General features: G+C 55.8%; 26 protein-coding genes. 15 read left to right on the top strand and 11 right to left on the bottom strand.

The window, feature by feature from the left end; genetic code table 11:
* Positions 1 to 483, top strand: a 483-nt coding sequence (locus J2751_RS13375) for a sensor histidine kinase (RefSeq protein ID WP_209486730.1), incomplete at its 5' end; no start/stop codon positions are given.
* 97 nt (positions 484 to 580) lie between these two features.
* Here J2751_RS13375 and J2751_RS13370 read toward each other — a convergent pair.
* Both J2751_RS13370 and J2751_RS13365 read right to left on the bottom strand, forming a co-directional pair.
* Complete coding sequence (locus J2751_RS13370) at positions 581 to 1591, bottom strand: YihY/virulence factor BrkB family protein (protein ID WP_209486738.1); 1011 nt, start codon at positions 1589 to 1591, stop codon at positions 581 to 583.
* 225 nt (positions 1592 to 1816) lie between these two features.
* On the bottom strand, positions 1817 to 3061 hold the full coding sequence (locus J2751_RS13365) for an inorganic phosphate transporter (protein ID WP_209486737.1): 1245 nt from the start codon (positions 3059 to 3061) through the stop codon (positions 1817 to 1819).
* Between the two features lie 722 nt (positions 3062 to 3783).
* Here J2751_RS13365 and J2751_RS13360 point away from each other — a divergent pair.
* Positions 3784 to 5220 (top strand): PAS domain S-box protein, encoded by a 1437-nt coding sequence (locus J2751_RS13360; protein WP_209486729.1) that lies wholly within the window; start codon positions 3784 to 3786, stop codon positions 5218 to 5220.
* A gap of 215 nt (positions 5221 to 5435) precedes the next feature.
* Here the strand turns inward: J2751_RS13360 and J2751_RS13355 are convergent, their stop codons facing one another.
* Positions 5436 to 5705 (bottom strand): HalOD1 output domain-containing protein, encoded by a 270-nt coding sequence (locus tag J2751_RS13355; protein ID WP_209486728.1) that lies wholly within the window; start codon positions 5703 to 5705, stop codon positions 5436 to 5438.
* A gap of 725 nt (positions 5706 to 6430) precedes the next feature.
* Between J2751_RS13355 and J2751_RS13350 the strand changes: the two genes are divergently transcribed.
* The 12 genes from J2751_RS13350 to J2751_RS13300 all read left to right on the top strand — a co-directional run bounded on the left by J2751_RS13350 (position 6431) and on the right by J2751_RS13300 (position 14926).
* Entirely contained in the window at positions 6431 to 6712 is a 282-nt protein-coding gene (locus J2751_RS13350; protein WP_007344317.1) for a helix-turn-helix transcriptional regulator, read from the top strand.
* A 156-nt stretch (positions 6713 to 6868) separates the two neighbouring features.
* Positions 6869 to 7171: an AbrB/MazE/SpoVT family DNA-binding domain-containing protein gene (locus J2751_RS13345; protein ID WP_007344316.1), complete on the top strand. Its 303-nt coding sequence runs from the start codon at positions 6869 to 6871 to the stop codon at positions 7169 to 7171.
* Positions 7171 to 7590, top strand: coding sequence for a PIN domain-containing protein (locus J2751_RS13340; protein ID WP_209486726.1), 420 nt, complete (start codon positions 7171 to 7173; stop codon positions 7588 to 7590). Before J2751_RS13345 ends, J2751_RS13340 begins: the two co-directional genes overlap by 1 nt.
* Before the next feature lie 109 nt (positions 7591 to 7699).
* Complete coding sequence (locus J2751_RS13335) at positions 7700 to 8479, top strand: ParA family protein (protein ID WP_209486724.1); 780 nt, start codon at positions 7700 to 7702, stop codon at positions 8477 to 8479.
* Complete coding sequence (locus J2751_RS15620) at positions 8472 to 8912, top strand: hypothetical protein (protein ID WP_245202800.1); 441 nt, start codon at positions 8472 to 8474, stop codon at positions 8910 to 8912. Before J2751_RS13335 ends, J2751_RS15620 begins: the two co-directional genes overlap by 8 nt.
* A gap of 323 nt (positions 8913 to 9235) precedes the next feature.
* Entirely contained in the window at positions 9236 to 9370 is a 135-nt protein-coding gene (locus tag J2751_RS15725; RefSeq protein WP_280901313.1) for a hypothetical protein, read from the top strand.
* Positions 9371 to 9492: 122 nt separating this feature from the next.
* Positions 9493 to 10122 (top strand): DUF7718 family protein, encoded by a 630-nt coding sequence (locus J2751_RS13325; protein WP_209486722.1) that lies wholly within the window; start codon positions 9493 to 9495, stop codon positions 10120 to 10122.
* Positions 10123 to 10714: 592 nt separating this feature from the next.
* Positions 10715 to 11038: a hypothetical protein gene (locus tag J2751_RS13320; RefSeq protein WP_209486721.1), complete on the top strand. Its 324-nt coding sequence runs from the start codon at positions 10715 to 10717 to the stop codon at positions 11036 to 11038.
* Positions 11039 to 11442: 404 nt separating this feature from the next.
* The gene (locus tag J2751_RS13315; protein ID WP_394357399.1) at positions 11443 to 12900 is read left to right on the top strand and encodes an orc1/cdc6 family replication initiation protein; all 1458 of its coding nucleotides are present in this window, start codon (positions 11443 to 11445) and stop codon (positions 12898 to 12900) included.
* Positions 12901 to 13904: 1004 nt separating this feature from the next.
* Positions 13905 to 14282, top strand: a complete 378-nt coding sequence (locus tag J2751_RS13310) for a hypothetical protein (RefSeq protein WP_209486719.1) — start codon at positions 13905 to 13907, stop codon at positions 14280 to 14282.
* A complete protein-coding gene (locus J2751_RS13305; RefSeq protein WP_209486717.1) occupies positions 14279 to 14473 on the top strand; it encodes a hypothetical protein in 195 nt (64 codons plus the stop codon). Before J2751_RS13310 ends, J2751_RS13305 begins: the two co-directional genes overlap by 4 nt.
* The gene (locus tag J2751_RS13300; RefSeq protein ID WP_209486715.1) at positions 14474 to 14926 is read left to right on the top strand and encodes a hypothetical protein; all 453 of its coding nucleotides are present in this window, start codon (positions 14474 to 14476) and stop codon (positions 14924 to 14926) included.
* A gap of 239 nt (positions 14927 to 15165) precedes the next feature.
* On the opposite strand, the gene J2751_RS13295 is transcribed toward J2751_RS13300, so the two are convergent.
* A complete protein-coding gene (locus J2751_RS13295) occupies positions 15166 to 15447 on the bottom strand; it encodes a DUF3006 domain-containing protein (RefSeq protein ID WP_209486713.1) in 282 nt (93 codons plus the stop codon).
* The gene (locus tag J2751_RS13290; RefSeq protein WP_209486711.1) at positions 15444 to 16547 is read right to left on the bottom strand and encodes a ComEC/Rec2 family competence protein; all 1104 of its coding nucleotides are present in this window, start codon (positions 16545 to 16547) and stop codon (positions 15444 to 15446) included. Before J2751_RS13290 ends, J2751_RS13295 begins: the two co-directional genes overlap by 4 nt.
* A gap of 219 nt (positions 16548 to 16766) precedes the next feature.
* Between J2751_RS13290 and J2751_RS13285 the strand changes: the two genes are divergently transcribed.
* The gene (locus J2751_RS13285) at positions 16767 to 17171 is read left to right on the top strand and encodes a cytidine deaminase family protein (protein WP_209486709.1); all 405 of its coding nucleotides are present in this window, start codon (positions 16767 to 16769) and stop codon (positions 17169 to 17171) included.
* A gap of 33 nt (positions 17172 to 17204) precedes the next feature.
* On the opposite strand, the gene J2751_RS13280 is transcribed toward J2751_RS13285, so the two are convergent.
* From J2751_RS13280 to J2751_RS13255, 6 genes are all read right to left on the bottom strand, one after another.
* On the bottom strand, positions 17205 to 19400 hold the full coding sequence (locus J2751_RS13280) for a type B DNA-directed DNA polymerase (protein WP_209486707.1): 2196 nt from the start codon (positions 19398 to 19400) through the stop codon (positions 17205 to 17207).
* 104 nt (positions 19401 to 19504) lie between these two features.
* Positions 19505 to 20194 carry a hypothetical protein gene (locus J2751_RS13275; protein ID WP_209486705.1) on the bottom strand — a complete coding sequence of 230 codons (690 nt, stop codon included), beginning with the start codon at positions 20192 to 20194 and terminating at the stop codon, positions 19505 to 19507.
* 42 nt (positions 20195 to 20236) lie between these two features.
* The gene (locus tag J2751_RS13270; RefSeq protein WP_209486703.1) at positions 20237 to 20479 is read right to left on the bottom strand and encodes a hypothetical protein; all 243 of its coding nucleotides are present in this window, start codon (positions 20477 to 20479) and stop codon (positions 20237 to 20239) included.
* Complete coding sequence (locus tag J2751_RS13265) at positions 20479 to 21144, bottom strand: P-loop NTPase family protein (RefSeq protein ID WP_245202799.1); 666 nt, start codon at positions 21142 to 21144, stop codon at positions 20479 to 20481. The genes J2751_RS13270 and J2751_RS13265 overlap by 1 nt, the downstream gene beginning before the upstream one ends.
* A 102-nt stretch (positions 21145 to 21246) precedes the next feature.
* On the bottom strand, positions 21247 to 21894 hold the full coding sequence (locus J2751_RS13260; RefSeq protein ID WP_209486699.1) for a Cap15 family cyclic dinucleotide receptor domain-containing protein: 648 nt from the start codon (positions 21892 to 21894) through the stop codon (positions 21247 to 21249).
* Positions 21894 to 22823: a nucleotidyltransferase family protein gene (locus J2751_RS13255; RefSeq protein ID WP_209486697.1), complete on the bottom strand. Its 930-nt coding sequence runs from the start codon at positions 22821 to 22823 to the stop codon at positions 21894 to 21896. The genes J2751_RS13260 and J2751_RS13255 overlap by 1 nt, the downstream gene beginning before the upstream one ends.
* Positions 22824 to 23008 lie beyond the last annotated feature (185 nt).

Here is a 23008-nt window from a genome sequence, read left to right as displayed (position 1 = left end):
TCGCGAGAGATTACGACTGTTCTCAGTGACTCACACGGGCCAACCTCTGTAGATATCGGGCAGGTGGTTCGGGTTCTTGCCAAAGAGACGGCCGAGGACTGGCCTAACGCAAATGTCGACGTTACAGGCCCGACACAACTCGTCGTCTCTGCCGCCGAATCGATTACTGCCGCAATTGAAGAGCTGTTGACCAACGCTGTGATCCACAACGACAGCGAAAACCCCCATGTGCGTGTCAACCTCGCTGTCGAGGGATCATGGGGCACTCTTAGCGTGCGGGACAACGGTCCGGGTATCCCAGAATTTGACAGAGATGTCCTCGAATCGGGAGGGGCTATTGAGACACTCTCACACGGTAGTGGACTGGGATTGTGGCTGGTCTACTGGACAGTAAACCATTCTGGAGGGAAGATCAACGTCGATGAGCGTGAGCCACGCGGCACCGAGATTACAATCTGGTTTCCGCTGGAAACTGGTGGGTAGCAGGTTTGTAGATTAATTATATCGGCTCATCGTAGACTACAGCGATCTGGAGAGCCTGTCGAATATGGAAGTCGATGGGGTGAACCTCCGCTGTGACTCAGTCCTCGTTGTCACTGTCTGTGTCCCACTCCAACCGGACCTCGTGAGTCATTCCCTCCTCGGTTTCTCGGGCCCATTCAGTGATAGAGATCGTGCCCCTCGGAGGGCCGCGTTCGACGACCCTTCCCTTACTCGTTGGCCGCATTCCCTCGAATCGGCCGGTGAGGTCCTCACGAAGCCGGTGGAGGTACGTTGCTGCCTCGCTGCGAGTCATTCCAGTATCCAATACCGAAGACCCCTCCCGCTCGTTGACGGTCGCGTCGGTATTGGCGGGGCCGACTGCGTTGACCGCAGCACCGAGCAACAGGATGACACCGGTGAAGTACAGCCAAGTGACCAACAGGAGGATACTCGCGATGAGACTCCCGCCGCCGCCGCTCAGGGAGACGTACACTTGGAACAACACTTGGAGGATCGCCCAACCGACGGCCCCGACGATTGTTCCTGGAAGCACTTCCCGTGGCGCCACGTCGATGTCCGGAAACAGGTAGTACATCGGGAAGAACACGCCACAGAGACCGACGACCAGTAGCAGGGGGACTGCGACCCCAATGAACGGGACTGACGAGAAGAATGCCACGACGGTGGTCGTACCGACCATCGCGATGGCGCCCAGCGAGAGGGTGAAAAGTACCACCAAACTCTTCTTGATCTGACCGAGAAATGACACTTCAGCGGTTGTTTCATAGATCTCTGAGAACGCCGTATCGAGCGCACGAAATACCTTGATCGCCCCCCAGACAAGGATGAGAACCCCGATAAGAGACGAACTGATTGTCGAGCCGGGACCGGCGTCGCGTTGCTCTTCGATCATCACCTCGATGACGCCACCGACCGACGGAGAGACGCTTTCGGTCGCCACCTCAATTATCTGCTGCTGTAGCTCGGGCGCGCCGAGCACGGAGACTCCGATGAGGAAGAACATGAGCAGTGGAACGGTTGAGACAAACGCGCTGTAGGCGATGCTGCCGGCGAGAAACGTCACATTCTTTTCACTGAAGATCCGCATGGCGGGTTTCGCTCGCGAGACAGCAAACTTAATGTTCATAGGTAACTCATCGCATGCGAGCATTGTAATCAACGGGGGTCAGACAACTCGGCTAACACAATTTAAACCCAGAAAAGTGAAACGTTGCTGTTTCCCTGCCGACCACACACTCCGTATCTCGCACTGCGTTCCTGATAACAGCTCGATAATTCGCTCAGGCGCTACTGGATACACGGCGCGTACGGCTCATAGCAGGAATGCGAACACCGGGTATGAGCCGATGATCGCCAGCGACGGCGTCAACACCCACATCGTCACGATACGCTTGGCCGCCGCCGGGTCGAAGAGGCTTCGCTGGTCGATGTCTGCCGGTCCCTCGGCACCGATGTCTGGAATATTCGGGGTTTCATCCGGTTTCTCGGCCGATTCCTCGCCTCGGGCAACGTCCCCGATAGTCGGGCCGGCAGGGGCGTCCTCGGCGCGTGACGTGACCAGTGCGCCGGTCGAGACCGCGACATCCGGTCGGTCAGGGGTCGGCGTCACTAACTCTGCCAGTGTCGATATGCGACTCGCTCGCCCCCATCCGAGGCCGATGATCGTTGACGTCGTGCTGACGGCGAGACTCGCTGGAATCCCGAACGACGAGAGAGCGGTGATGACCGTTCCACCGATCACGGAAACGATCAGTGAGGCGAGAATGGGGAGCTCCGTGATGTCGTCCCCGACCGTTTCGAGCGTGCGGCGAGCGATGGTGAAACTACCCAACGCGAAGGCCCCCACCGCGAGGAGGACGCCCTGATTCACGGTGAGCGAGCCACCCGGACCGACGAGGGGAGCGACGGCGTTCGCAGCGTTCGACGCCCCGGCCGAGAACGCCATATAACAGCCGATAAGGACGACCAACAGTGACCCGACGACGTCCTGCGGTGATGCGTTCGGATTGATGAATGGCCGTGGAACCGTGCTCGATCGGTCGAATTGGATGAACTGGAGATTGAACGTCGTGAACGCGACGTAGCGGTCGAGATACGGGTAGACGTAGCGGCCGATAACGACTCCGAGAGTCAGACACACCAGTGGGGAGACGATCCAGGCGGAGACGATAACGAACATCAACGCCTGATTGAGAGTCCCGGTTGCGAGTCCCAATCCGACGATGGCGCCCACGGCAGTCATCGACGTTGACGCTGGGACCCCGTAGAGGTTCGATATCAACAGCGACGCGCCGGTGAAAAACAGAACGATGATACTGGCAACGGGCGTGAACTGGATCGCTGGCACGATACTGCTGCTCATCGTTTCGATAACGTTCCGACCCACAGTCCACGCTCCGAGAAAGGCGAAGCCAACGAACAACGCCCCTGCAGTCGTCTTTCGAACGAGCCGCGAGCCGACTGCAGGGCCGAATGCTACCCCTGTGGACGATCCGCCAATGTTGAACCCGACGAATGCGGCGACAACAATACCGACAGCAGTCAGTATCATCACCATCGTAATAGGATAGATATTGTCAGACACCGGTTTAGTACCTTTGAGGGTCGTTCCAACTGCCAGTTCACGTTCTGCGCTGAACACAGACACAGTAGCATTCGGGTGCCGATACCGACAATATCTCCCGTGATCACTCCGACCGCGCCGGCTGTGCTTGTTCTCCCGATGAACAACACAGTAGACTGGCTATCAACGGCTCGATGTATGAAAGCCGATTTGCGTTCAGGACAGATCGGGACGTCTGTCTGTTGACTACAGCCTCTGTATCTCGCACGCCGGTCTCATCAGTTCCTAAGGATTTCAACAGAGCCAACTGTTCATGCTAACTACTGTGCTCTGTTGAATCCACAGAGGGCAGCGGGATCGGGTCATTCTGTACACGATTCAGGACCGCTGCCGAGAGAATGTAGAGATGGACTCTTGCCAGGGAGCGCACGGATCGAGATCGCTGGGTGGATCGATCCAATCATCGACAACGAAAAACGAGATAACCGCGTCTTCAGCGATCGTGATCACGGTGCCGTCATCGGATTCAACAGAGCAGAATGGTTCTGTTGAGATCCTCAACTAGTGATATGTTCTTGGAGCCGTGCTGGATACAATGGGTACACTCACCAAGATCTTGGCCACCACACCCATATATGCTGCAAAGAGTGGTGCTTTCACTGGAGATGGTACACAATTCCAACATGCTTACACGTGTGCTGGACTCATCATAATCGATGGATGACGATGCGACCCACCGAGAAAATAATAAACGCAAGTCTGACTGGTATCGGACACTCGTTGAGGAGGTAAATGATCTCGCGACAGTCGTCGATACCGACGGAACGATAACCTACGTCAGTCCGGCCATCACACGGATTCTCGGCTACGACCCCGGCGAATTGGTTGGCCACGAGGGATTCGAGTTCGTCCATCCCGAGGACCGGGAGCGAAACGCCGACGCGCTGGAGGCTGTTCTCTCGAATCCTTCCGAATCCGAGACTGTCGAAGTCCGATTCCGCCACGCCGACGGCTCGTGGCGCTGGATTGAGGCCACAATGCGGAATCGAGTTGACGACGACATCATCGATGGGGTTCTGCTTAGCAGTCGAGACATCACTGAGAGAAAAGAGTACGAACGCGAAGCGCGAGAGCTTGCCGAAGAGTACGAGGCCCTTTTGAACAGCGTGGAGGACGCCATCTTTCTGATGAATGTTGAGGAAGATGGAAATGGTGTCCGATTCGAGTTTGAGCGCCTCAGTCCCTCCTACGAGCGCCAGACTGGGATTACTACCGAGGAAGTACAGGGCCAGACACCACAAGCCGTGTTCGGTGAAGAACAGGGCGCTGAGTTAGCGGCGAACTATCACCGCTGTGTCAAGACCGGCGAACCGATCTCGTATCAGGAGGAACTGCGGGTCAGCGAAGGAGCACGCTTCTGGCAGACGAAACTTGCGCCGGTAGTCTCCGATGGTGAGATAACTCGTCTCGTTGGGGTCACTCGGAACGTGACTGAGCGTGTCGAACGTGAGCGACAACTGCGTCAGCAGAACGAGCGGCTCGGAGAGTTTGCGAGTGTTATCTCCCACGATTTGCGCAGTCCGCTCAACGTCGCACAGGGTCGCGCTGCACTCCTTGCTGAGCAGGGAGAAAGCGAGCATCTTGATCCACTACTACAGGCGCTTGACCGGATGGAGGCGATCGTCGAGGATACGTTGACGCTTGCTCGCCAAGGCGATACGATAAGCGAAACGGAGTCGGTCAGTTTGACTAACCTCGTCGGGAAATGCTGGGCGACAGTAGACACGGATGACGCAACTATCGAGATCGTCGACGAGATGACCTTTCAAGCTGACCCTGGCCGGTTACGCCACGTGTTCGAGAACCTGTTCCGAAACGCTGTTGAACACGGTGGATCCGACGTGACCGTTCGTGTCGGCTGTCACAACGAACTTGGGATCTACGTCGAAGACAATGGACCAGGAATTCCAGTCGAAAAGCGTGACGAGGTATTCGAACCGGGACATTCGTCGGCACAGGGTGGCACTGGTTTCGGGTTGACTATCGTAAAACGAATCGTGGAAGCCCACGGCTGGGAGCTGTCTGTAGCCGATGGAACCGAAGGTGGAGCACGGTTTGAGTTCGAGATGTCTGAACAGGGAGAGTTCGTGTGAGTGTTTAGACAATGCTCAACCCATGACTGGGAAGTGCGACCTCACCTACTGAGCGCAGGGTGTCCGAGATAAGCGCTGTGTATACAGCAGCTCTCAGACGAGCTCTCTGCTCTCTCTCAGAACCGAAGTACAAGACTCAAAGGATGAGTACAGCACAAAGACCGTCGTTGTTTCGCACCAAACCCGCTGAACCAACTCTTCGCGGAGCGTGTAACTTAGCGGTGTGATTCGATTTTGATGCGGGGGTTTCCATCTCTGTCGGCGATGATCGTCGCGGTCGTCCCGTCGGCCTCGAACTGGATGGTCATATCGAGATTCCGTTCCTGAAAGAGGCCATCGAGGGCGTCCGTGTTGATGTCGTCACTGATGAGCCATTCTTGTTCAAGCACATCCTCATCGTGCGCTTGAGCGACCGCCGTGACGACGGCTGTGCTGAGCTGTTCGGTCTCGTCGGGCTCGTAGTAGAACTCTTGGGTGTTCCTCATGTATACATACTGGAAAGCCGAAGGAAAGCACTTTGTTACCAATATATGTCCAGATAGGTACTTGTAGTCGCCAATTCATACAGGCCTCTGAGGTCGCTGTATCAGCGATTACGACTCCTGCCGATCAAAATACCATCAGTGCCAGATACGCGCTCTGTATCTCGCACGCAGATCCTGTCAGCTCTTAAAGATATCAACAGGGAACCAGAGACAAAGAATCAAATAGTCAATCAGAGTAGGATTTGCTATCATGCTCCCAGACGATCTCCCGGTTGATCGCCAGAAATTGCTGACGTGGGAAACAGACTGCTGGCAGTGTGGCGAGCAAACGCCTGTGGTCTGGCCACGAGGAGACCATCTTGATACGCCTCTCGGAGATATATTAGCGAATTACGAAACCCCTGTTGAACGGGTCTACAGCAATACTCTCGGCAAGAAAGTCTGGGGAAACGTCTGTCAGAACTGTGATTCATACCAAGGAAATCATTTCATCCAGCAAGAGGCACTGGAGATTGACCCGCCACTAGTAGACTGTCCACATTGTGGGGATGAACACGAATGGAGCCCGGACCAAGGGATGGGTGGGGCATTTGGACAGGGATGGGTCTCATGTCCAGAATATGGTGAAATACCGGTTGGTGACCCACGGGGAGAGTGATGAATCCCTTCGCTCCATACAGGGCCAGATCAGTAGTATTTCAAAACTCGAATGAGTAAATTGCGACATGTACGATCTCACTGGCTTTCAGCGCGATCTGCTGTACGTAGTTGCCGGACTTGATGACCCACACGGACTCGCGATCAAAGACGAGCTCGAGGACTACTACGAAAAGGAAATCCATCATGGTCGGCTCTATCCCAACCTCGACACGCTCGTTGAGAAGGGACTCATCGAAAAAAGTCAACGGGACCGACGGACCAACGAGTACAGCACTACTCGCCGGGGCACTAGAGAGATCGAAGCTCGGACTGAATGGGAAGCCGAGTATATTGACCACGACGGGTAATCGAACCGCCCCGTTCGAGGACTGTTTGACTCTAGTACTTCACGTCCCTCAAAAGCCGAACCACACTTCGAACTCGACTAAACACCCGACAGAGGAGCAACGACTGTTTGTCAATGAGAAGAAAAGTTGATTATGATCGAGATCTAATTATGAACTATGAGTAAGACAGAACAGTCAAACAACTCTGAAAAAGAGATTGTCGCCGTCACTAAGCACGGCCAGGCGACCATCCCAAAACGGTTCCGCGAGAAGCTCGGGATCGAAGCGCCTGGGAAGGTATTGTTCCGGGAAACCGAAGATGGAGAGGTGATCGTTGAACAGGTCCGCTCACCGAGCGAGATGCGCGGCTTTGCCGCCCGTAGCGAAGCGAGTACGGACACGCCTGCGTCCGAGATCCTCAAAGAGAAACGCGACCAGGACCGGAAAGAACGCGACTCGCAGTTCTCAACTGAAGAGTAATGTCGGTTCCTGACCGCGTTGTCTTCGACGCCGAGCCACTGATAGCACACGCCGACGATGAACCAGGCAGCGAGGTTGTAGAAGAGTATCTCGACGCGGTCGCAGTCGAGGACACCGTCGGCTACGCCAGCTACGTGAATCTCGCTGAGATCCGGTACACAATCGCCCGGAAGTACGACCGCGACACAGCCGACGAGTATCTCGACTGGCTGACCGATCTCGGTATCAAAACGGTAGATGTCGCCGATACTTGGACGGACGCCTCGGAGTATACGCTCAGGTATAATCCTGCGCTTGGCGACTCGTTCGCGCTGGCAACAGCTGAACATGTCGGCGCGACGCTCTTAGTTGGTGGTGATGACGATTATGACGACGTCTCCGATATCCCGATCGAACGGTTCCGCGACGGTTCCGCGTAGGTACCCGTTCGAAGATCTGACTTGTCTGTGACCCCCAACATTCTATGAGTGTCTGACGCACTCTTATGCCTCTCCGATATCTTTGCTCTCTTTGAGGACAAAGACACGTATGAGACTCGGAGTTACCAACCAGAAAGGCGGTGCCGGGAAGACAACCACGACACTGAACGTCGCCGGCGCACTAAACCAGCGCGGCCATGATGTTCTTGTCATCGACCTCGACCCACAGGGACATGCCACTGAGGGGCTCGGCTTCGAGGATCTGTACGACGATCCAGATCGTGACTCGCTGTTCGACGTCCTCCCTGATCTCGACCGGATGGGCGACCTCGAGCAGCTAGCCGTCGAGCACCAAGAGGTCGACGTCGTTCCCAGTCACGAGCGGATGATCAACGCCGAGGATGAGCTCGCGAACGTGATGAAGCGTGAGGAGCGCCTTGACATGCTTTTCAACGAGAGCGACGCCGATCAGCGCTGGGACTACATCCTCGTTGACTGTCCCCCGAACCTCGGTGTGCTCACCGACAACGCAATCGTCGCGACGGGGAACGTCCTGATCCCCGCGCAGGCGAAGTCGACGAGCATCCGCGCAATCGAGCTCCTGTTCAAGCAGTTGCGGTCGATCGAGTCCGCCTTCGGCGATGTCGACGAGGTTGGACTCGTCGCGAACGAGGTCGGCGTCGACGGCGAGGCCGAGGAGATGATGGAGTGGTTCAAAGACATCTTTGAGGACAGAGAGAACTGTGAGGTCTTTGAGATCAGAAAGCGCGTCGCGCTACAACGGGCGTGGAACGCCGGCGTCTCCATCTTCGAACACGAGGAGGACTGCGACATGGAAGAGGTGTACCTCGATGTCGCTGAGCACTTGGAGGACTATGCTGATGACTGACAGTGATGAGAAGCGCGATCGGAACCCTTGGGACGACCGCTACGACCACGATGACGACAATCATGACGATGCCGTCCCCGAAGACGATCTGTCGACCTCAGAGACAGAAGAGACATCAAACACAGCAAATACATCAAAGGACTCAAAGACCTCAAAGAGACCAGAAACCACAAAGATGTCAAAGAGCAAAATGAACGCAGAGAGCGAGAAGAACAGAGAGAGCAGCGGGACTGTCCGAGAGCGAAAGAACGTGAACATGTACCTCCCAGAGACGCTTGTTGACGACCTACAACTACGCTACTCGGAACTGAACGTCAAGTGGCGACGACAACACGGCGAGGACATGCCGAAGAACGAGGAGTTCTACCCGGCGGCAGTTCGGGCAGCGCTGGGAGAGTCGTCTATCGAGGAAGAGCTCGGCCTTGAGGAGTAGCGGCCACAAACTTCCTATAGCGAGATACAATATATCACACGTCGATAACGGGGGGTTCCTCCGAATAGATCCCGAATCGAGGCGTGTTTACCCCTGCTTCGAGACAGAAGGATCGACCTCCTCGGAGGTATGAAAGCACCGGAAACAACGTTTCCGGTAGGTTTAGTGCTACAATTTCGGATAACAATGCCTATCTCGAACACTGACCCTATCACCCCTACCGTCCTGCGGTTTCGATCTTAACCAACGATCAGCCATCGGATTACCGACTGTTGGTTGAGGCTGAGCGGAGCGGCTTTCCCGGACCACATGGATCGGTGTGTATGGGCGAGATCTTCCGCGTCAACTGCCCGGGCTGTGGAGAGGAGAAGGGCCCGATCACGACCCACCCCGGCACCGTCGGCATTCACTGCTCGTGCGGGATCACCGCAGCCGTCGACATCAGCGCGCAAGAATAGACGAATGGTGGGAGCGGGAGAACTGAACTATCGCAACTCCAGCGAGTGCAGCCCGGATGTCGCCCCGACGTCGAGGGCGAAAGCGAAAGCGACACCGTACCGGGTGACGATGGGCCGAACGAATGAGTGCCCCGTCGCTCCCGATCGGCTACGACGTCTCCAAGCACGTCCCAGCTGGCCGCCGCGACTGCCTGCTCACGGTCGGGTTCGACCAGCACCAGCAACACATCCCGCGCTTCCTCGTTCAGCTTCACTATCGCGTCGCGATCGACCCGATCGAGTGGACGGCAATCGCCCGGATGGACCACAATGAGACGTCGTCACTCGGGCATGACGTGTACCGCGAAGGGCTCCACGTCGACGTCGCCCGCCGTTCGCAGCCGACTGTTCACCTCCAACTCGCGCATGCGCCGCTGCCGATAAGTCGAGGAGCAGTCATCCGCGGCTGTGCCAATTACCTCAAACGCGAGGCTGAGTACTTCATCGATGTCTTCGAAGAGCGTCGATCGCCGGGGCGCCCACCGTCGTGGTCGGATGGTGGTGAACCGACACCCACGTTTATCCCTTCGCACCGGGTAGAAGGAGACATGAGTCGCGAAGCCCCGGCCGACGCCGACATGGTTTCGGACGAGGAGCTCACCGAGCTGCTCGCCGACGCCGAGGGGACCGCGCCCGAAACGATCGAGCGCGGCGCTGCCGAACTTGAGATCGCACCGCCTGAAGAGGCGACAGTCGTCGACGTCGACGAGTAGTATTACTGGTTCAACGTGTCAGTACCTCTGAACGACGGCTCCAGCTGGATCCACTAGCGGTCTTGTTCTCGAAAACAGCTCGAACCCATGGCAGCCACCGTCGACGGTTACTCCTCTAGAGATTCGTACCGAAGTTGTTGATTCAGTGACGATCCGCAGATCGTGGATCTCGACCGCCGTACCACGAGAGCGTATCGAGCGCCTCGGTGGAAGTCGAACAGTGGTGGACCCGCCACGGCGACTAGCCGCGACAAGGACACGACCCCTAAGTAAAAAGGATACTCGCAATACAGCCTCACACTCCACCGTTTCGAGTGTTCGCTGAAAATACGAATTGAACATCGATCACGAACAGGATGAGGATCGTTCACTTCCGGCTACAAATTCGCGGTCATACCGCCGATCATAGATGGTGTCTCGCTGGTTGTCTACGCCGGCGTCGGCCCGGTGTTCGCGCCGGGACTTCCCGTCCTGCGGGTGGGATATGTACCAAAAGTAGTGCTTCAGTCAGCAGATGTGGGAAGAAACTCTCCCGTCTTAACCAACAAAACTATGGATTAGCACCCTATGTTGGTTAACACGAAGGAAGTCAATGGCCTACGACCCACCGACCCCACCGACAAGCCTCCCGGCAGAGCTGGTCGACACGCTTAACGAATCCAGTCCGGACCAACTCCGCGACATTACTACGTACGCCGAGGAGCTATCTGAACTCAAGGAACGCGAGACACATCTCGAGGAAGAGCCAGACCAAGACGAAGCGCAGGAGCGACCAGATGATCTGCCAGATGACGTCCCTGCAAAAGCGACGATCACAATCAAGGAAATCAACGATAATCGCTACTACTACTGGCAGTGGCGGGATGGTGATCAGGTCCGATCTGAGTACAAGGGTCCGGTCAACTCGGATGGATGAACTCAGAGTGTCTGATTTCTATTGGTATACCCCCCGTAATCGAAGTGTAAACTGATAGCTGACAGTCGGAAGAGCGAGAGACTAAACCGATTTTTACATCGATAGTGGGGTGGTAGAACCTACAACTTACACTTCGATGACGGGGCGTTGGATAACCAGATGACACGTCGATTAAGAACAGTAGAGTTGGCAAGATCAATTATTGAATTGTCAGAAACACAAGAAAGCGCAGTAGATCTCGTTACACATCGATCACGGGGGGGGGATTCGTGAGATGTACTTCGGTGGTGGTCTAAATGGGTAACCAAGATCTATCCGAATATAGGTGGAAGAACGAGTATACCGGCTAGATAAACATCGATGTGGGGTGAAGGTTTTTAATCACTCGGAGGTAGAGTATTCGTATGGCCGGTCGTGATCAGGATGGATCGGACCAATCCATCCCCGACGATGGGGCTCGTTCCCGAGCTGACGGAGAGGACGTTGGAGAGACTATTACAAATCACTCATTACGGGAACACGGCAAAGAAATCGCTGAAGACAGTGAGGACAGTAAACACCGGTCAATCCGGGATATGCTCGACGATGAGGGAAAAGCATCAGTTTTTGTCAATCGAGACCTTGTCGAGCCAGACACAATTATTGATGAAGAGCGAATCGTCGGACGCGATGAGCAACTCGAGTCCGTCGTTTCGTTTCTGAAGCCGACCCTTCAAGGAAATCGGCCTCCGAATATGTTGCTTTACGGCCCGGCCGGAACAGGAAAATCGCTTATTATTGGTGCAGTCACACAGCAAATCATTGAGCTCTGTCAGTCCAAAGGCGAACGTTTCGGTGTTGTCGACATTAACTGCCAGCCGATCAATACCCTCGATCAAGCTGTATTCGAACTGGTCCAAACCGTCGCAAAGGACATCGGTGTAGATGCCGGCGTTCCGGAGACAGGAGTGTCGACCAAGCGTAAGTATCGGCGCTTGTATGAACTCATCAACGAACACTACGACTCAGTCATTTTCATCATCGACGAGATCGATCTTCTGGTAGGCCGGCGAGCGAGCGAAGAACCTGCGTACTCAAAGCTACTCTATCAACTGTCTAGAGCCAGTAATACAAACGAAATCGAAGGACAAGTCTCGGTCGCAGCTCTGACCAATGACCCGAAATTCATGGAGAATATCGACGGTCGTGCCGAGAGTTCATTCAATCCTCGAGACATCTATTTTCCGGATTATGATGCCAATCAGCTCCGTCAAATACTCGATAACCGACGTGATGCCTTTCGAGACGATGGCTTAAGTGACGATGTGCTACCGCTTGTTTCAGCATTTGCAGCCCAAAGCCATGGAGACGCACGAAAGGCAATCGACCTGTTTCGCGGTGCCGGTGATCTCGCAGATGAATGTGGTGACGGGGAAGTTCGTGAAGAACACGTTCGAGAATCGCAGGAGGAGATCGATAAAGATCGGTCGCTAAAGTTAATCGAGGGATTGACTACGCAAAAGAAGATCTCTCTCTACGCAACCGCTTCTGTCGCCAATTTCTCCAATTGGTCTGGGAGTTCCGTGCCAAGCCCGGTTGGTTTCAAAGTTTACCAATGGGTTACTGATGAGATCGATGCTGACCAAATGACACGGGAAACCTACGTCAAGTATGTCAAAGAGCTCTCCACGTATGGTCTTATCTCCACTTCTCGGAAAGGTCGAGGTCGTGGTGGCGGAATGTACATGGAATTCACGTTCACAGGAGATCCTGAAGCGATGATGAATCGAATCGTCGACGACACTCGTCTAGGGTCAATTGCCGAACAAGAAGCTCTTCTTCAGTCTGTCGTCAACGCCCAGCTAAAGGAATTCCACAGTTAGTTTCAAAAGGTTCTCTCGGAAGCACACCCCCCGTCTTCGATGTGTAAAATTGAAGCTGATCCCGTAGAGGTTTGGCTAGATATCATGTAGGAGTGATTGCCGTTCCACTGACCAGCAATACCTACAAGAATCGCCCGTGTTTGTCAGGGGTGTCAAACACCCTCCCCCCGTCATCGATGTGTAAGCAAAAAACAGTGGAGGGTGGAAAAACTAAACACTAATCCATAGATTGCTGTTTTAGACGCTATAGACGCTGTTTTCAAGAAGAACAGTTGATATAATCAGAAATAGAATCGTTAACTAGTTTATCGAAGTTACCTTCTCTTACCATTACAAATTGATCCATTGCGGGTATTGTTTATATGGCACTTATATAAATCTTTATCAAACTAAAGGTGATTTGATTTCTGAATGTTCAGATACATCTACAGCGATTTTACGGTGTTTTTGGCTATTTCGGACTCTAACGTGTCTTCACCCTTCCCCATCGCTAGAGCATTTACACATCGATGACGGGGGGAGGGAGTGGGGTCCTTACGACGTGGTCGCTGTCATATCTACTTATTGTCGCTCCTGTGTTCGATATCTCGTCCGAGTGACAGTCTCGCGCTCTACTACGCTGACCGTGGTTTCTCGTTCACGCCCGATCGACTCGGCCAAGAGGAGTTGTTCAATACATAGATCGGACACGAATTGTTACGATCGAGCTTATCAACTACTGACTCGGGACGACGTCCATGCGAGCACAAGCGCTACAAGCCCTACACTGCCGGTGGTGAGCTCAATGGGTACTGCCTACTCAGTGGGACGCACGGTCGGCACGACTGCACCCGGCACATCACTATCCGCGAGGTCGTTGGTGAGCGCGACGCGTTCTATCCCGCACACCTCTCATACTGCTGGTTCGGTACTGGGTACATGAACGGGCACCGGAGTGGTTTCACGTTACTATATTATAGTAACGTGTACGCACAGCGAGACTCGCCGCGCGCAGGTGCCCACACATGAACGACATAACTGGCGACGCAGCTGAAACACTCTTTGAGGCCCGCTCAGAGTCCCATACGTACCGTGTCACGCTCGATGACGAGCGCACGTTCGAGGTAACGACGACCGATTTCGAGTACGAGTCTGCTGCTGAGGACGAAGAGGGCAAGGGGTATCTTCAGTGTACGATCGAGTTTTTCGAGGCACCCGAGTTACACCTCAAACCGGATCGACATGCGACGGATCTGGGCGAAATCGGTATTGTCGAGACGAATGACAGCTGGGGAACGCCCACGCTACACGCTAGGGTCCAGCACGTCGAGGACAACGATATTATCCGATGGGAGTACCCGGTTCTCGGAACGATCGCGACGGTGGAGGAGGCCGACAAATGACTGCTGTTCCGCCGCCGGCGACGCATCAAGACCGCTTCGGCGACGCCGAGGCCGCTCATAACGTGCCTGAGTCGTTTGACAGGGAGTTCTGGTCACACTACCTCCGCGATCTCTGTGGGTTCGACCCGACCGTCCTCGACGACCACGACGACGCGTGGATCTGGGCGCGCGCACGAGAGGTGACCGAGTAGATGCCGAATCAACTGACAAACACGGGCGACGGCCTCGCGCTACAAGTGACCAAACCCGCTCGCAGCGCCGGTCTCGTCGAGGAGGGCGCCAACGGCGACACGACACACCGTGCCGACGTCGTCGCGTACGGGTTCGACGATCTACTGCTCGTGATCGACCGGGATACCGACCGCGTGCCGTTAGCCGACCGCGCTGAGCTAGTCGCACTCGCAGCCACGGAGACGGCGTCGATCTACCGTGGAATCGACACCCGGATCCAACACTCAGGGAATGGGTACCGCGTACAGGTACCGACAACGGGGACGGGCTTCGGCGCCGGTGACGGCCTTCCGTGTCACGCCGCGACCGGCCTGCTGGTCATGGCCCCGCTCGACGCGTCGGTCGGGAAGCGCGAACTCTTAGAGACCCGACAGACGCAAATGCTCCAAACAGATCGAAATGCCGGCGGCTGAGTACGAGTTCCTTCTGCATATACTCGCCGTCCATCCCGTCGCCACCCGAGACAATTAATAGCGAACCACACGAGTCCCGAGACGACCCTATCTTGGACTCACAGCGATAATGAAGTCCTCAATACAGTCAGAGACGAGCACAATCCACCGCGATAGAGAACTAAGGCACCGCTGAAGTGTCTACTGTCGGCTTTTTGAGCAATCAATCGATGATCGCTTTCAGCACCGTATTGACAGACCTATGATTTATCTCGGTCGCTCAGTCGTTTTGAGAGCCTGTTGATTCGTTCCTGAGCAGCTTGTGGCCGTCGGTCCGTCAACTCAGCGTCGTATTGCATATCTACGATCGCGTTATCTGTAATCTCGACCGTCAGGACGCTCCCCTCACCGGTGGCTTCCTCAGGAAGTTGGTCGGCCGGGACATCGAACTGTTCGATCACGTCTTTGCCATCCTCAATGAGTATGACGGCGGTCTTTCCATCGACGATCCGGTCAACGGTTGCTGTGTACGTTCCGTTCATACTGGAATAGTACCGTAGTGTTGTGTGTTAACGGTTAGTGGTGTGAGTGATTCTTGATCGTCACTCGGCTTCTCACCTAGCAGGTCCTCTGCGTCTGGTGAGAATGTGTCACTTGTCGTAATGTTGATTTCACCATCCCCAGTTGCAGTCACGATAATATCACCGTGGACGCCTGTCCAGTACGTGTCAATGTCCCGATCAGCGAATCTAGTGAGTACCTCATCATGTGGATGTCCATACTGAGAGTCGTAAGCGCTAGAGATAATCGCAATCTCAGGGGAGGCTGCGTCAAGGAACGGCGCAGTTGAGGACGTGCTTGAACCGTGATGACCGGCGTGGTATATGTCTGCGTCAAGCTCGGCTGCCCATGAGTCAACCATTCGTTCTTCGGCCGCCGTCTCAGCATCACCTGTCGTTACGTAGCGGAACTCACCGAACTCAATCACGAGCGCGACACTGTTATCGTGAAGGTCGGTTCCCGAATCTCCTTCTGGGGGGTTGACGACAAGCCCGTCGACGTCGTCTTCGATCGGGAGTTCGTCACCTTCCTCGACGATCAGCAACTCAACATCGTACTCTTCGACAGCATCGAGATACCGCTCGTACGTCTGACTCGTATGTGCGACCCCAGAATCGTAGGCGAGCCCGATGCCGTCACCCTCTGTTTCTGCCCACTCGATGATTGCGTCGTGGCCCCCAATATGATCGGCATGTCCGTGCGTCGCCACGAGATGATCGATTCGATCGATGTCGTGGGCTTCGAGATACTCAATCACGCCTTCGCCCCCTTGCCGCCAGTCACCGCTATCGATCAGAATCGTCTCTCCGGCTGGTGTGATGAGAAGCGTCGCATCTGCTTGGCCGACATCGATGTGGTGGACTGCAAGCTCGCCATCGACATCGCGTGGCTCATCAGTGTCGGTGCTCGATTCATCAGTATCATCGGCATCGTCAGAGCCATCGTCTGTTTCAGTCCCATCGTCGACATTGTCAGTGTCGGGGGTATCAGTCTCAATGTCACCGTCATCGACCGGTAGACTGGCACAACCAGCAAGGAGAACAAGGAGGGCGACAGCTCCGATCACCAGCGCTCGTCTCATACCTTTACACCGACCGGCAGCAAGTTGAGGGTTCGGGTTACAAATAGCGTTTGTGTGCTCTCGTTCGACAGGCTGCATTGAATTATCGTTCAGATTTACAGGGTGGGCGTGATATAGCGTTTGCCTGTACTGACCACAGTCTAGACAGGATATATCGATTTTTAACCATTTCAACAGAGCCAGACAGGATTTATACATCCGCTACCCGATCCGAGTCATATGCCCGAGGTAAGCGAAGAGGTTATTGAAGCAGCGTCCGAGGCCGTCAGTTGTTCTGTATCACCACGGGACTTCTCTGGTCTCGGCGCAGCGGTTAGGGCCGAAGACGGAGATATCTATACTGGCTCTGTCGTAGAAACACGCGATCGTCACCAGAGTATCCATGCCGAACGCCTAGCCGTGTTCAACGCTGTAAGCGCTCATGAGGAAGAGAATTTGATCACCGAGTTAGCAATGAATTTCCCGCTTGGAATGGATGAAGAAAGTTCGGCCCTGAATGTTTGCGGGTCCTGTCTCCACATCCTCGCAGAGTTTTCGGAAGGGGATGTCCCGATCCACATGAAAGGTGCCGCTGGGTCAAAACAGGCGATGCTCTCTGAGCTTTATCCCGACCCGTGGAGCTGATTCACATCCTCAGGTCCGAATCAAAAACAACGACTATTCTGTCACGAAGCCGGCCAGCGTCTCGTCGCTCGTCCCGCTGAGGTACTGCCGGATCTCACCTTCTCGCCACCCGATCGGTGCGAGCACGCTCTCGAGGGCACGCACGGTAGCGTCCTCGTACCACGTGGTGTCGTACCGGTCGAGGTCCTCGTACTCAAGCCGGACGCGTGCGGTGCCGCCTGCGTCCGCATCGACGACAACGTACCGAACGGTCTGCCCCGGCGTCAACCCAGCACCCTCGATCCGGGCGCGTTTTAGCGCGGCCACGGTGAGCGTCTCCATCGAGTACTCGTCCACGTCCTTCGACACTCGGTTGTCGATGATGAGTCCATTGGGGCCCACCTCGTGCTCTCGCAGCTCGCGAAGCCGCCGCCGAAGCACGTCACAGACCGCTTCGGGCGATCGCGTCTCGTCGAATACACGGAGTGCCTCACTTTGGACGTCTTCGATCCACGCCGGCGTCGAGCGCTGTCGCCCCTCGATGCCGCGCGTCTTAATCGCATCCCCGAGCCCTGCCTCGGGATACGTCTCTCCCCGACGTTTCCCGAAGTAGCGGGTCAACGCGCCCGACTCGGAGTTTCGCATTGGACAGAACGCCACCCACTCGAACGCACACTCATACTCTAACTCGATACCGGTCTCCGCGCTCACCTCGCGAGCAACCTCTTCCAGCGGTTGCTGGTCGCGCTCGTCGGCGGGCGTCACCCAGATTGAGTCGACGATCCCGTGAACCACGCGCCACCCTGCGTCCTCCAGTGCGGTCTTCGCGTCGAGGAGGATCTCACGGGCGAACGCGTTGATCGCCTCGTGACACTCGATCCGGCCGAACTTTGCGTTCGAAAAGCCCTGATACCCGAAGCACGACACGAGGATCCACTTGATCGCTGACGACGCGGCCTCAAGCCGCTCGCGATCGTCGCCGTCGGCCTCGGGGATTTTCGCTTTGATCTCACTCCGGGCGTCGATCAGCGGGCCGAGTACCTCGGGCAGATACCCGTCGCGCTCGCAGATTGAGTAGTCCAACCCCGGCACATCGTCGGTGTCACAACAGCCGCACCGGACGGCCTCGGGCGAGATGTTCCGCGTCCGGATGATGTTGGGGTACAGGGACGCGAAGTCCAGTTCGTGAACGTTCTCGTGGACGCCGACGTCGGGCGCGAACGTCGTTCCACCGCGGTCGGCGGTGTCGAGCGTCGACGCCGTCTTGAACAGCTCGGGTCGCCACGCCCGCCACGGTACCAGTACGTCACGCGACCGTGCTTCCCGAATCTGCATGGCCGTCAAAACCCGGCCGATAGACGCCCAGCCGAGTTCTTGCAGCGGCAACCCGGAGCGTCCAACGAGGTCGAGACAGCCCTCCAGCCCGGATTCGTGATAGAAAAACGAGTTGGACTCGTCGATGATAACCCGGCCGGGGACCGCATATCTGGCCGGCGAGTGGCCGACGTTCCCGTAGGAGGTGTACGTCGATTCGCCGGCGAGTTTCGTGTACCCTGTCCCCCGTCCGAGTGCAAATTCGACACCGTAGGCGTCGGCTGCCTCGAACAACAACGGAACCAGATTGGCAGTCGACAGAACCAGCACATCGGGATCACGCTCTTCAAGCACCTCCCGGAGACCCGTCACGACCTCACGGGGCGACGAGCCGACGCGGTCGCCGTCGACGGTAAGCTGCGGCAGCGACTCGATACCGGATTCGTGACTTGGAAACGAGAGATGGAGCGTCCGTAGATCGCGGACTGACCGATCGGGCGCGGCCGGTGTGTCCGTTTCGAGACAATATCGAAGTTGCCGCGTGAGATCGACGTTGTAGCAGGTGTAAGTATCCGGTTGGTCGAACTGACGGACTCGTTTTGCGACTGTACGGACGGCCTCGATCGAGGCCGTATCGACTCGGAGGAGCGGGCGGGCCTCCGTCCGGAACGTCTGCCGGTGCGACTCCACGGTGAGATCCGACACCGCCTGCTGGCCGTCGAGGAACGCCCGGAGTTCGCGTAATGCGGGCGAGAGTCTGTCGCGCTCCGGTAATGACGGCGTCATGCCACCCTGCCGCCCGTAGAGGTCACCCGACGCGTCGCCGATGTACAGGGTCGGTGTGTACGATTCACGAACGCTGCTAGCGATGCCGTCGGCTGTGAGTCTCCACTCGACGACACGACCGTCGTCGAGATTGTCCAGCGTGAGGACCATTCTTGGTCACGAGTTCAGACGACGGACTAAAGGGTGTTAGCCGTCCGTGTACAGCGGAAGTGGAAGTGCTCCAAATTATAACGCGGTTCACCTCCTCAGATTTTCTATCGTAAAAGTGGTCCCGGCCCCATCCACCATCTCAGCATCAGGATAGAAATTGCGATAAAAACCACATACATAGCTAAGTTCGCCATTCTTTCTTTGGTTGGATGGGGCTGATTGTATTCGATCAAGACGTACGGATGCACCCAATTTCGAAACCGAACGAGCAGCAGGACAAATACACCTAGAGCAAAAGTAAGTACATCTCCAATTGTTGGATAGTAGTGGACGATAGACTGCGGTGCTATATCAGCTATTGCCCACCCAACAAAAAGGGCACCGAGTACTGCGACCGCTGTTGCCCTTTTACCCGCTAATGGCTCTCGAAGCCAGCTTTCTTTCGACTGAACTGAATAGAGATATTGTTTTACTCTATATTGTATCGTGTTTCTCCAGTCTGGCTCTCCAGTAGAATATAACATGTGAGACTCTGATTTGGTGCTTTCACCACCTATCGTGCACCTTCCTTCGTCACCAGCAACGGATAGTGTGTAGGCGTCTGAACCATTTATATTAGCAAATACGGTTGTATCGATTTGATCTATTGAATTAAACCGTTTCTCTACTCCACCCCGAAGAGACAGCACGATTTCTATCTCACAGTTTGATGTGTTCTCTCTTAGTAATTCCTCTAAACCCCTCAATTCGTCCAGCGAGAGATGGACTGCTGGGAGTTCTTTGTCGTTGCTCATTATCCCACCTGTATAATGAATGAACAAATTACTGGTGATGGTTCACTCTACCTGCTCCTCCAACTCGGTAATCCGCTTCTCCTGCTCGATCGCGATCGCCATCCACATCGGCGCCAGCGGGTCGGCGTGGTTGAGACTCCCAGCAGCGTCGGCGTGGTCGCGAGCGTACACGAACAGGTGATCGAAGATATCCTGATCCTCGCGGCGGAGCGCCCGGCGGTACGCACCCCACTCGTCTTCGATCGCGCTCAACTGATCGCGGTAGGTCGGATTCGTTCGACCCATTACTGAACCCCTATGGGGCCGGCAGCGCGTTCGAGTGTCGACGCCTCGTGCATCCGGGCACGGTGTTTGAGCACCTCTCGCCAATACGCGAGCGTCGTCTGCATCCACCCGTCGCCCGTGTGGTACACGAGCGTCTCCATCTCGCCGGCTGCGTCCTCGAACCGCGGGCCGAACGGCGTCGCCCGACATTCGAGATGTGTCACCGCAGCGCGCCGGAGCGGCCGCGAGAACTCGTCCTCACGACACCGAGTGACGATAACCGGCACGTCATGTACACGGGCAACCCGCGCGACCGACGCGATCGCCTGAATGAACATTTGCTCGGCCAGCTCGTCAGCGATATCGGCGCCTCGATACATCCCGTCCAAACCGGTCACAACGACGGTTGAGGGCGATCCCCGAGCGTCGAGACGGCCGGCGAGTCGATCGAGGAGCGACGTGTGCTGGTGAGCCGTGAACCCGCGGGCGACCTCGATCCGGTCGAGGACGCGGTCGGCGGGCGCGAGTTTTCGGAGTCGTGTGGTGTTCGCTCGGTTTGCGCCATCGACCCAAAACGCCGGTCCGTCGCCGCCGAGTACCTGATCGAGCAGCAGCGCTTGCACAGGCGTGACGCCGAGGTCGTCGTCAACGTCAACGAGGGTGACTCCCGGGGTGAGATCGGGCATCTCTACCGTTGGCCGTAAACGAGTGTGCATGTCCGGGAAGACGGCGTTGCGTGTAAAAGGGGTGAGCCACGGACCCGGAGCGGAAGTGAAAGTGGTTCGAGTCTACGTTGAAACCCGCTTCACTTCGATCCGACCGTAGTTCCCTCTGTTCGGTCCTGTGTAGTACGTCCCTTCTAACGTGTCGCGATCTGGGTCGTATTCGAGGACCGTTGTTCCGATATGGTGCTCTAGGTCGCCGAGATCGTCGCCGTCGTTCTCGTAGTTGTAGGTCAACGTCGCGGCATCGTCTGGATCGTTGTTGAGGACGAACGTCGCGCCGGTACTATCGGAGTCGCTTTCCGGACCATCAAACCCGACGCCGATCGAGTCCCACGTCTGATCGATGTGCATTGTGGACTCCATCTTCGCGAGGTCTTTCCCGAGTTCGTTGAAAGCGACGACATCTTCCTCATTATACTCATCGCTACTTGTGTAGAGGTGTCCCTCCCAGCGCCCGCGAAGATCGGGTGGCGATCCAAGGATGCCTGCAAGTGGGCCCTTCATCCAAAGCCACCGCGAAACGACAATGTATCCCGCTGTTGCAGCGAGTGTGAACGAGATACCGAAACTCGCGACCTCGCCGATTCCGGTTACCCTCGCCAGCACGGGACCGAGGTAGATCGAAATCAGTAACCCGGCGGCTCCGAAACCGAAGTAGACCTTGCGCCGGCGCTCACGCAGGTCCGTCGAAAATGCGTGTGTTCCCTGCATTAGAGGTCGTCCCGCAGGGTTCGCATATCCGAAATATATGACTTAGCGTCTGACACGTTCCATTGGGTGTTCTCGTCACCGAACAGTTGCTCCATCTCTGAGACTTGGAGAAACGTGTCGTAATCGCGTGCATCGGACTCCAGCCACGCGAGTGTGTCGTCGAACCGCTCTGTAATGTCCGTTCGCTTGAGGACGCTGTCGGGGACGTTGTAGAGGAGGCACTCGATGTAGTATGACGGGGCCGATGTGCCGAAGAAGTGGTCCTCGTTGTAGCGTTTACGGGCGTTTTTGAATATCCGCACCGTCTCCCGGTAGTTGCCGTGCTTGTTACTCCCGTTTTTGAAATGTTCTTTCGGGAAATTGAACCACCACTCATTACTCATCAGCGGCTGAAATACCATCCCCTCGATGTATTCGGGCTCACCATCTTCGGGGTACGATTGGTAGACGCGGTACTCCTGTGCCGCGACGACATCCACGTTAATTGGTAATGCATTGTAACTCCCCGAAATATCAATCGCGATCCCGTCGTTGGTGATTGGGTCCTTGAAGATACTCTCGCGGTAGTACTGTTGGAGCGCTTGGACGACGCTATCACGGAACCCATCTTCGTAGCCGTAGTCTGCGGTTCGTGTTTCTCTGTGATATCGTTCGGTCTCTACCTTGGAAAGGTCACTGAGGTCATGTTTCCACGGTTCCCTGAGTTGCACGATGATATCGAGGTCGCTCGACCCTCTCGTATTAGTGTAATTCTTGTACGAACCCTGCGTGTAGATTGTGAACGCGTTAACATCGGTGTGTTGAACGAGAGCTGACCGATCACGATTCAGGTCTCGTTTGATCCTCTTGCGTGCAGCCTTCGAGTTCTGGTTTGCGGCTGTCTCTCGTTTGGCCCATGTGTCGGGGACCTTGGATTTCCGAATCGCCATTATTCGTTCGCCTCCACTGCGCTCCGGGATGTAGTGTGTTCAATGGACATCCGGCTGAAACAACGGATTCCGGAGACATAAGCGTAGCCAGACCCGAGTGAAACTGATATTTCTCGCTGCTAATTGCCAGACGGAAGGCACATCCCACTAGAAAAAAGGGGGGTTTGTGCTAATTCGCGGCGGGG

Source organism: Halorubrum alkaliphilum (assembly GCF_017873815.1).
Lineage (GTDB): Archaea > Halobacteriota > Halobacteria > Halobacteriales > Haloferacaceae > Halorubrum > Halorubrum alkaliphilum.
The sequence above is the reverse complement of the archived record's forward strand: the minus strand, read 5'-3'. Positions and strand labels throughout refer to the sequence as shown.

What these genes read in the sequence shown, in the direction of transcription:
- J2751_RS13340 (WP_209486726.1), top strand. Translation starts at nt 7,171, where the DNA reads ATGTCGGTTCCTGACCGCGTTGTCTTCGACGCCGAGCCACTGATAGCA.
- J2751_RS13285 (WP_209486709.1), top strand. Translation starts at nt 16,767, where the DNA reads ATGCCCGAGGTAAGCGAAGAGGTTATTGAAGCAGCGTCCGAGGCCGTC.
- J2751_RS13275 (WP_209486705.1), bottom strand. Translation starts at nt 20,194, where the DNA reads ATGAGCAACGACAAAGAACTCCCAGCAGTCCATCTCTCGCTGGACGAA.
- J2751_RS13305 (WP_209486717.1), top strand. Translation starts at nt 14,279, where the DNA reads ATGACTGCTGTTCCGCCGCCGGCGACGCATCAAGACCGCTTCGGCGAC.
- J2751_RS13365 (WP_209486737.1), bottom strand. Translation starts at nt 3,061, where the DNA reads ATGGTGATGATACTGACTGCTGTCGGTATTGTTGTCGCCGCATTCGTC.
- J2751_RS13315 (WP_394357399.1), top strand. Translation starts at nt 11,443, where the DNA reads ATGGCCGGTCGTGATCAGGATGGATCGGACCAATCCATCCCCGACGAT.
- J2751_RS13280 (WP_209486707.1), bottom strand. Translation starts at nt 19,400, where the DNA reads ATGGTCCTCACGCTGGACAATCTCGACGACGGTCGTGTCGTCGAGTGG.
- J2751_RS13335 (WP_209486724.1), top strand. Translation starts at nt 7,700, where the DNA reads ATGAGACTCGGAGTTACCAACCAGAAAGGCGGTGCCGGGAAGACAACC.
- J2751_RS13345 (WP_007344316.1), top strand. Translation starts at nt 6,869, where the DNA reads ATGAGTAAGACAGAACAGTCAAACAACTCTGAAAAAGAGATTGTCGCC.
- J2751_RS13355 (WP_209486728.1), bottom strand. Translation starts at nt 5,705, where the DNA reads ATGAGGAACACCCAAGAGTTCTACTACGAGCCCGACGAGACCGAACAG.
- J2751_RS13360 (WP_209486729.1), top strand. Translation starts at nt 3,784, where the DNA reads ATGGATGACGATGCGACCCACCGAGAAAATAATAAACGCAAGTCTGAC.
- J2751_RS13260 (WP_209486699.1), bottom strand. Translation starts at nt 21,894, where the DNA reads ATGCAGGGAACACACGCATTTTCGACGGACCTGCGTGAGCGCCGGCGC.
- J2751_RS13295 (WP_209486713.1), bottom strand. Translation starts at nt 15,447, where the DNA reads ATGAACGGAACGTACACAGCAACCGTTGACCGGATCGTCGATGGAAAG.
- J2751_RS15620 (WP_245202800.1), top strand. Translation starts at nt 8,472, where the DNA reads ATGACTGACAGTGATGAGAAGCGCGATCGGAACCCTTGGGACGACCGC.
- J2751_RS13270 (WP_209486703.1), bottom strand. Translation starts at nt 20,479, where the DNA reads ATGGGTCGAACGAATCCGACCTACCGCGATCAGTTGAGCGCGATCGAA.
- J2751_RS13320 (WP_209486721.1), top strand. Translation starts at nt 10,715, where the DNA reads ATGGCCTACGACCCACCGACCCCACCGACAAGCCTCCCGGCAGAGCTG.
- J2751_RS13350 (WP_007344317.1), top strand. Translation starts at nt 6,431, where the DNA reads ATGTACGATCTCACTGGCTTTCAGCGCGATCTGCTGTACGTAGTTGCC.
- J2751_RS13370 (WP_209486738.1), bottom strand. Translation starts at nt 1,591, where the DNA reads ATGCGGATCTTCAGTGAAAAGAATGTGACGTTTCTCGCCGGCAGCATC.
- J2751_RS15725 (WP_280901313.1), top strand. Translation starts at nt 9,236, where the DNA reads ATGGGCGAGATCTTCCGCGTCAACTGCCCGGGCTGTGGAGAGGAGAAG.
- J2751_RS13255 (WP_209486697.1), bottom strand. Translation starts at nt 22,823, where the DNA reads ATGGCGATTCGGAAATCCAAGGTCCCCGACACATGGGCCAAACGAGAG.
- J2751_RS13265 (WP_245202799.1), bottom strand. Translation starts at nt 21,144, where the DNA reads ATGCCCGATCTCACCCCGGGAGTCACCCTCGTTGACGTTGACGACGAC.
- J2751_RS13325 (WP_209486722.1), top strand. Translation starts at nt 9,493, where the DNA reads ATGAGTGCCCCGTCGCTCCCGATCGGCTACGACGTCTCCAAGCACGTC.
- J2751_RS13310 (WP_209486719.1), top strand. Translation starts at nt 13,905, where the DNA reads ATGAACGACATAACTGGCGACGCAGCTGAAACACTCTTTGAGGCCCGC.
- J2751_RS13300 (WP_209486715.1), top strand. Translation starts at nt 14,474, where the DNA reads ATGCCGAATCAACTGACAAACACGGGCGACGGCCTCGCGCTACAAGTG.
- J2751_RS13290 (WP_209486711.1), bottom strand. Translation starts at nt 16,547, where the DNA reads ATGAGACGAGCGCTGGTGATCGGAGCTGTCGCCCTCCTTGTTCTCCTT.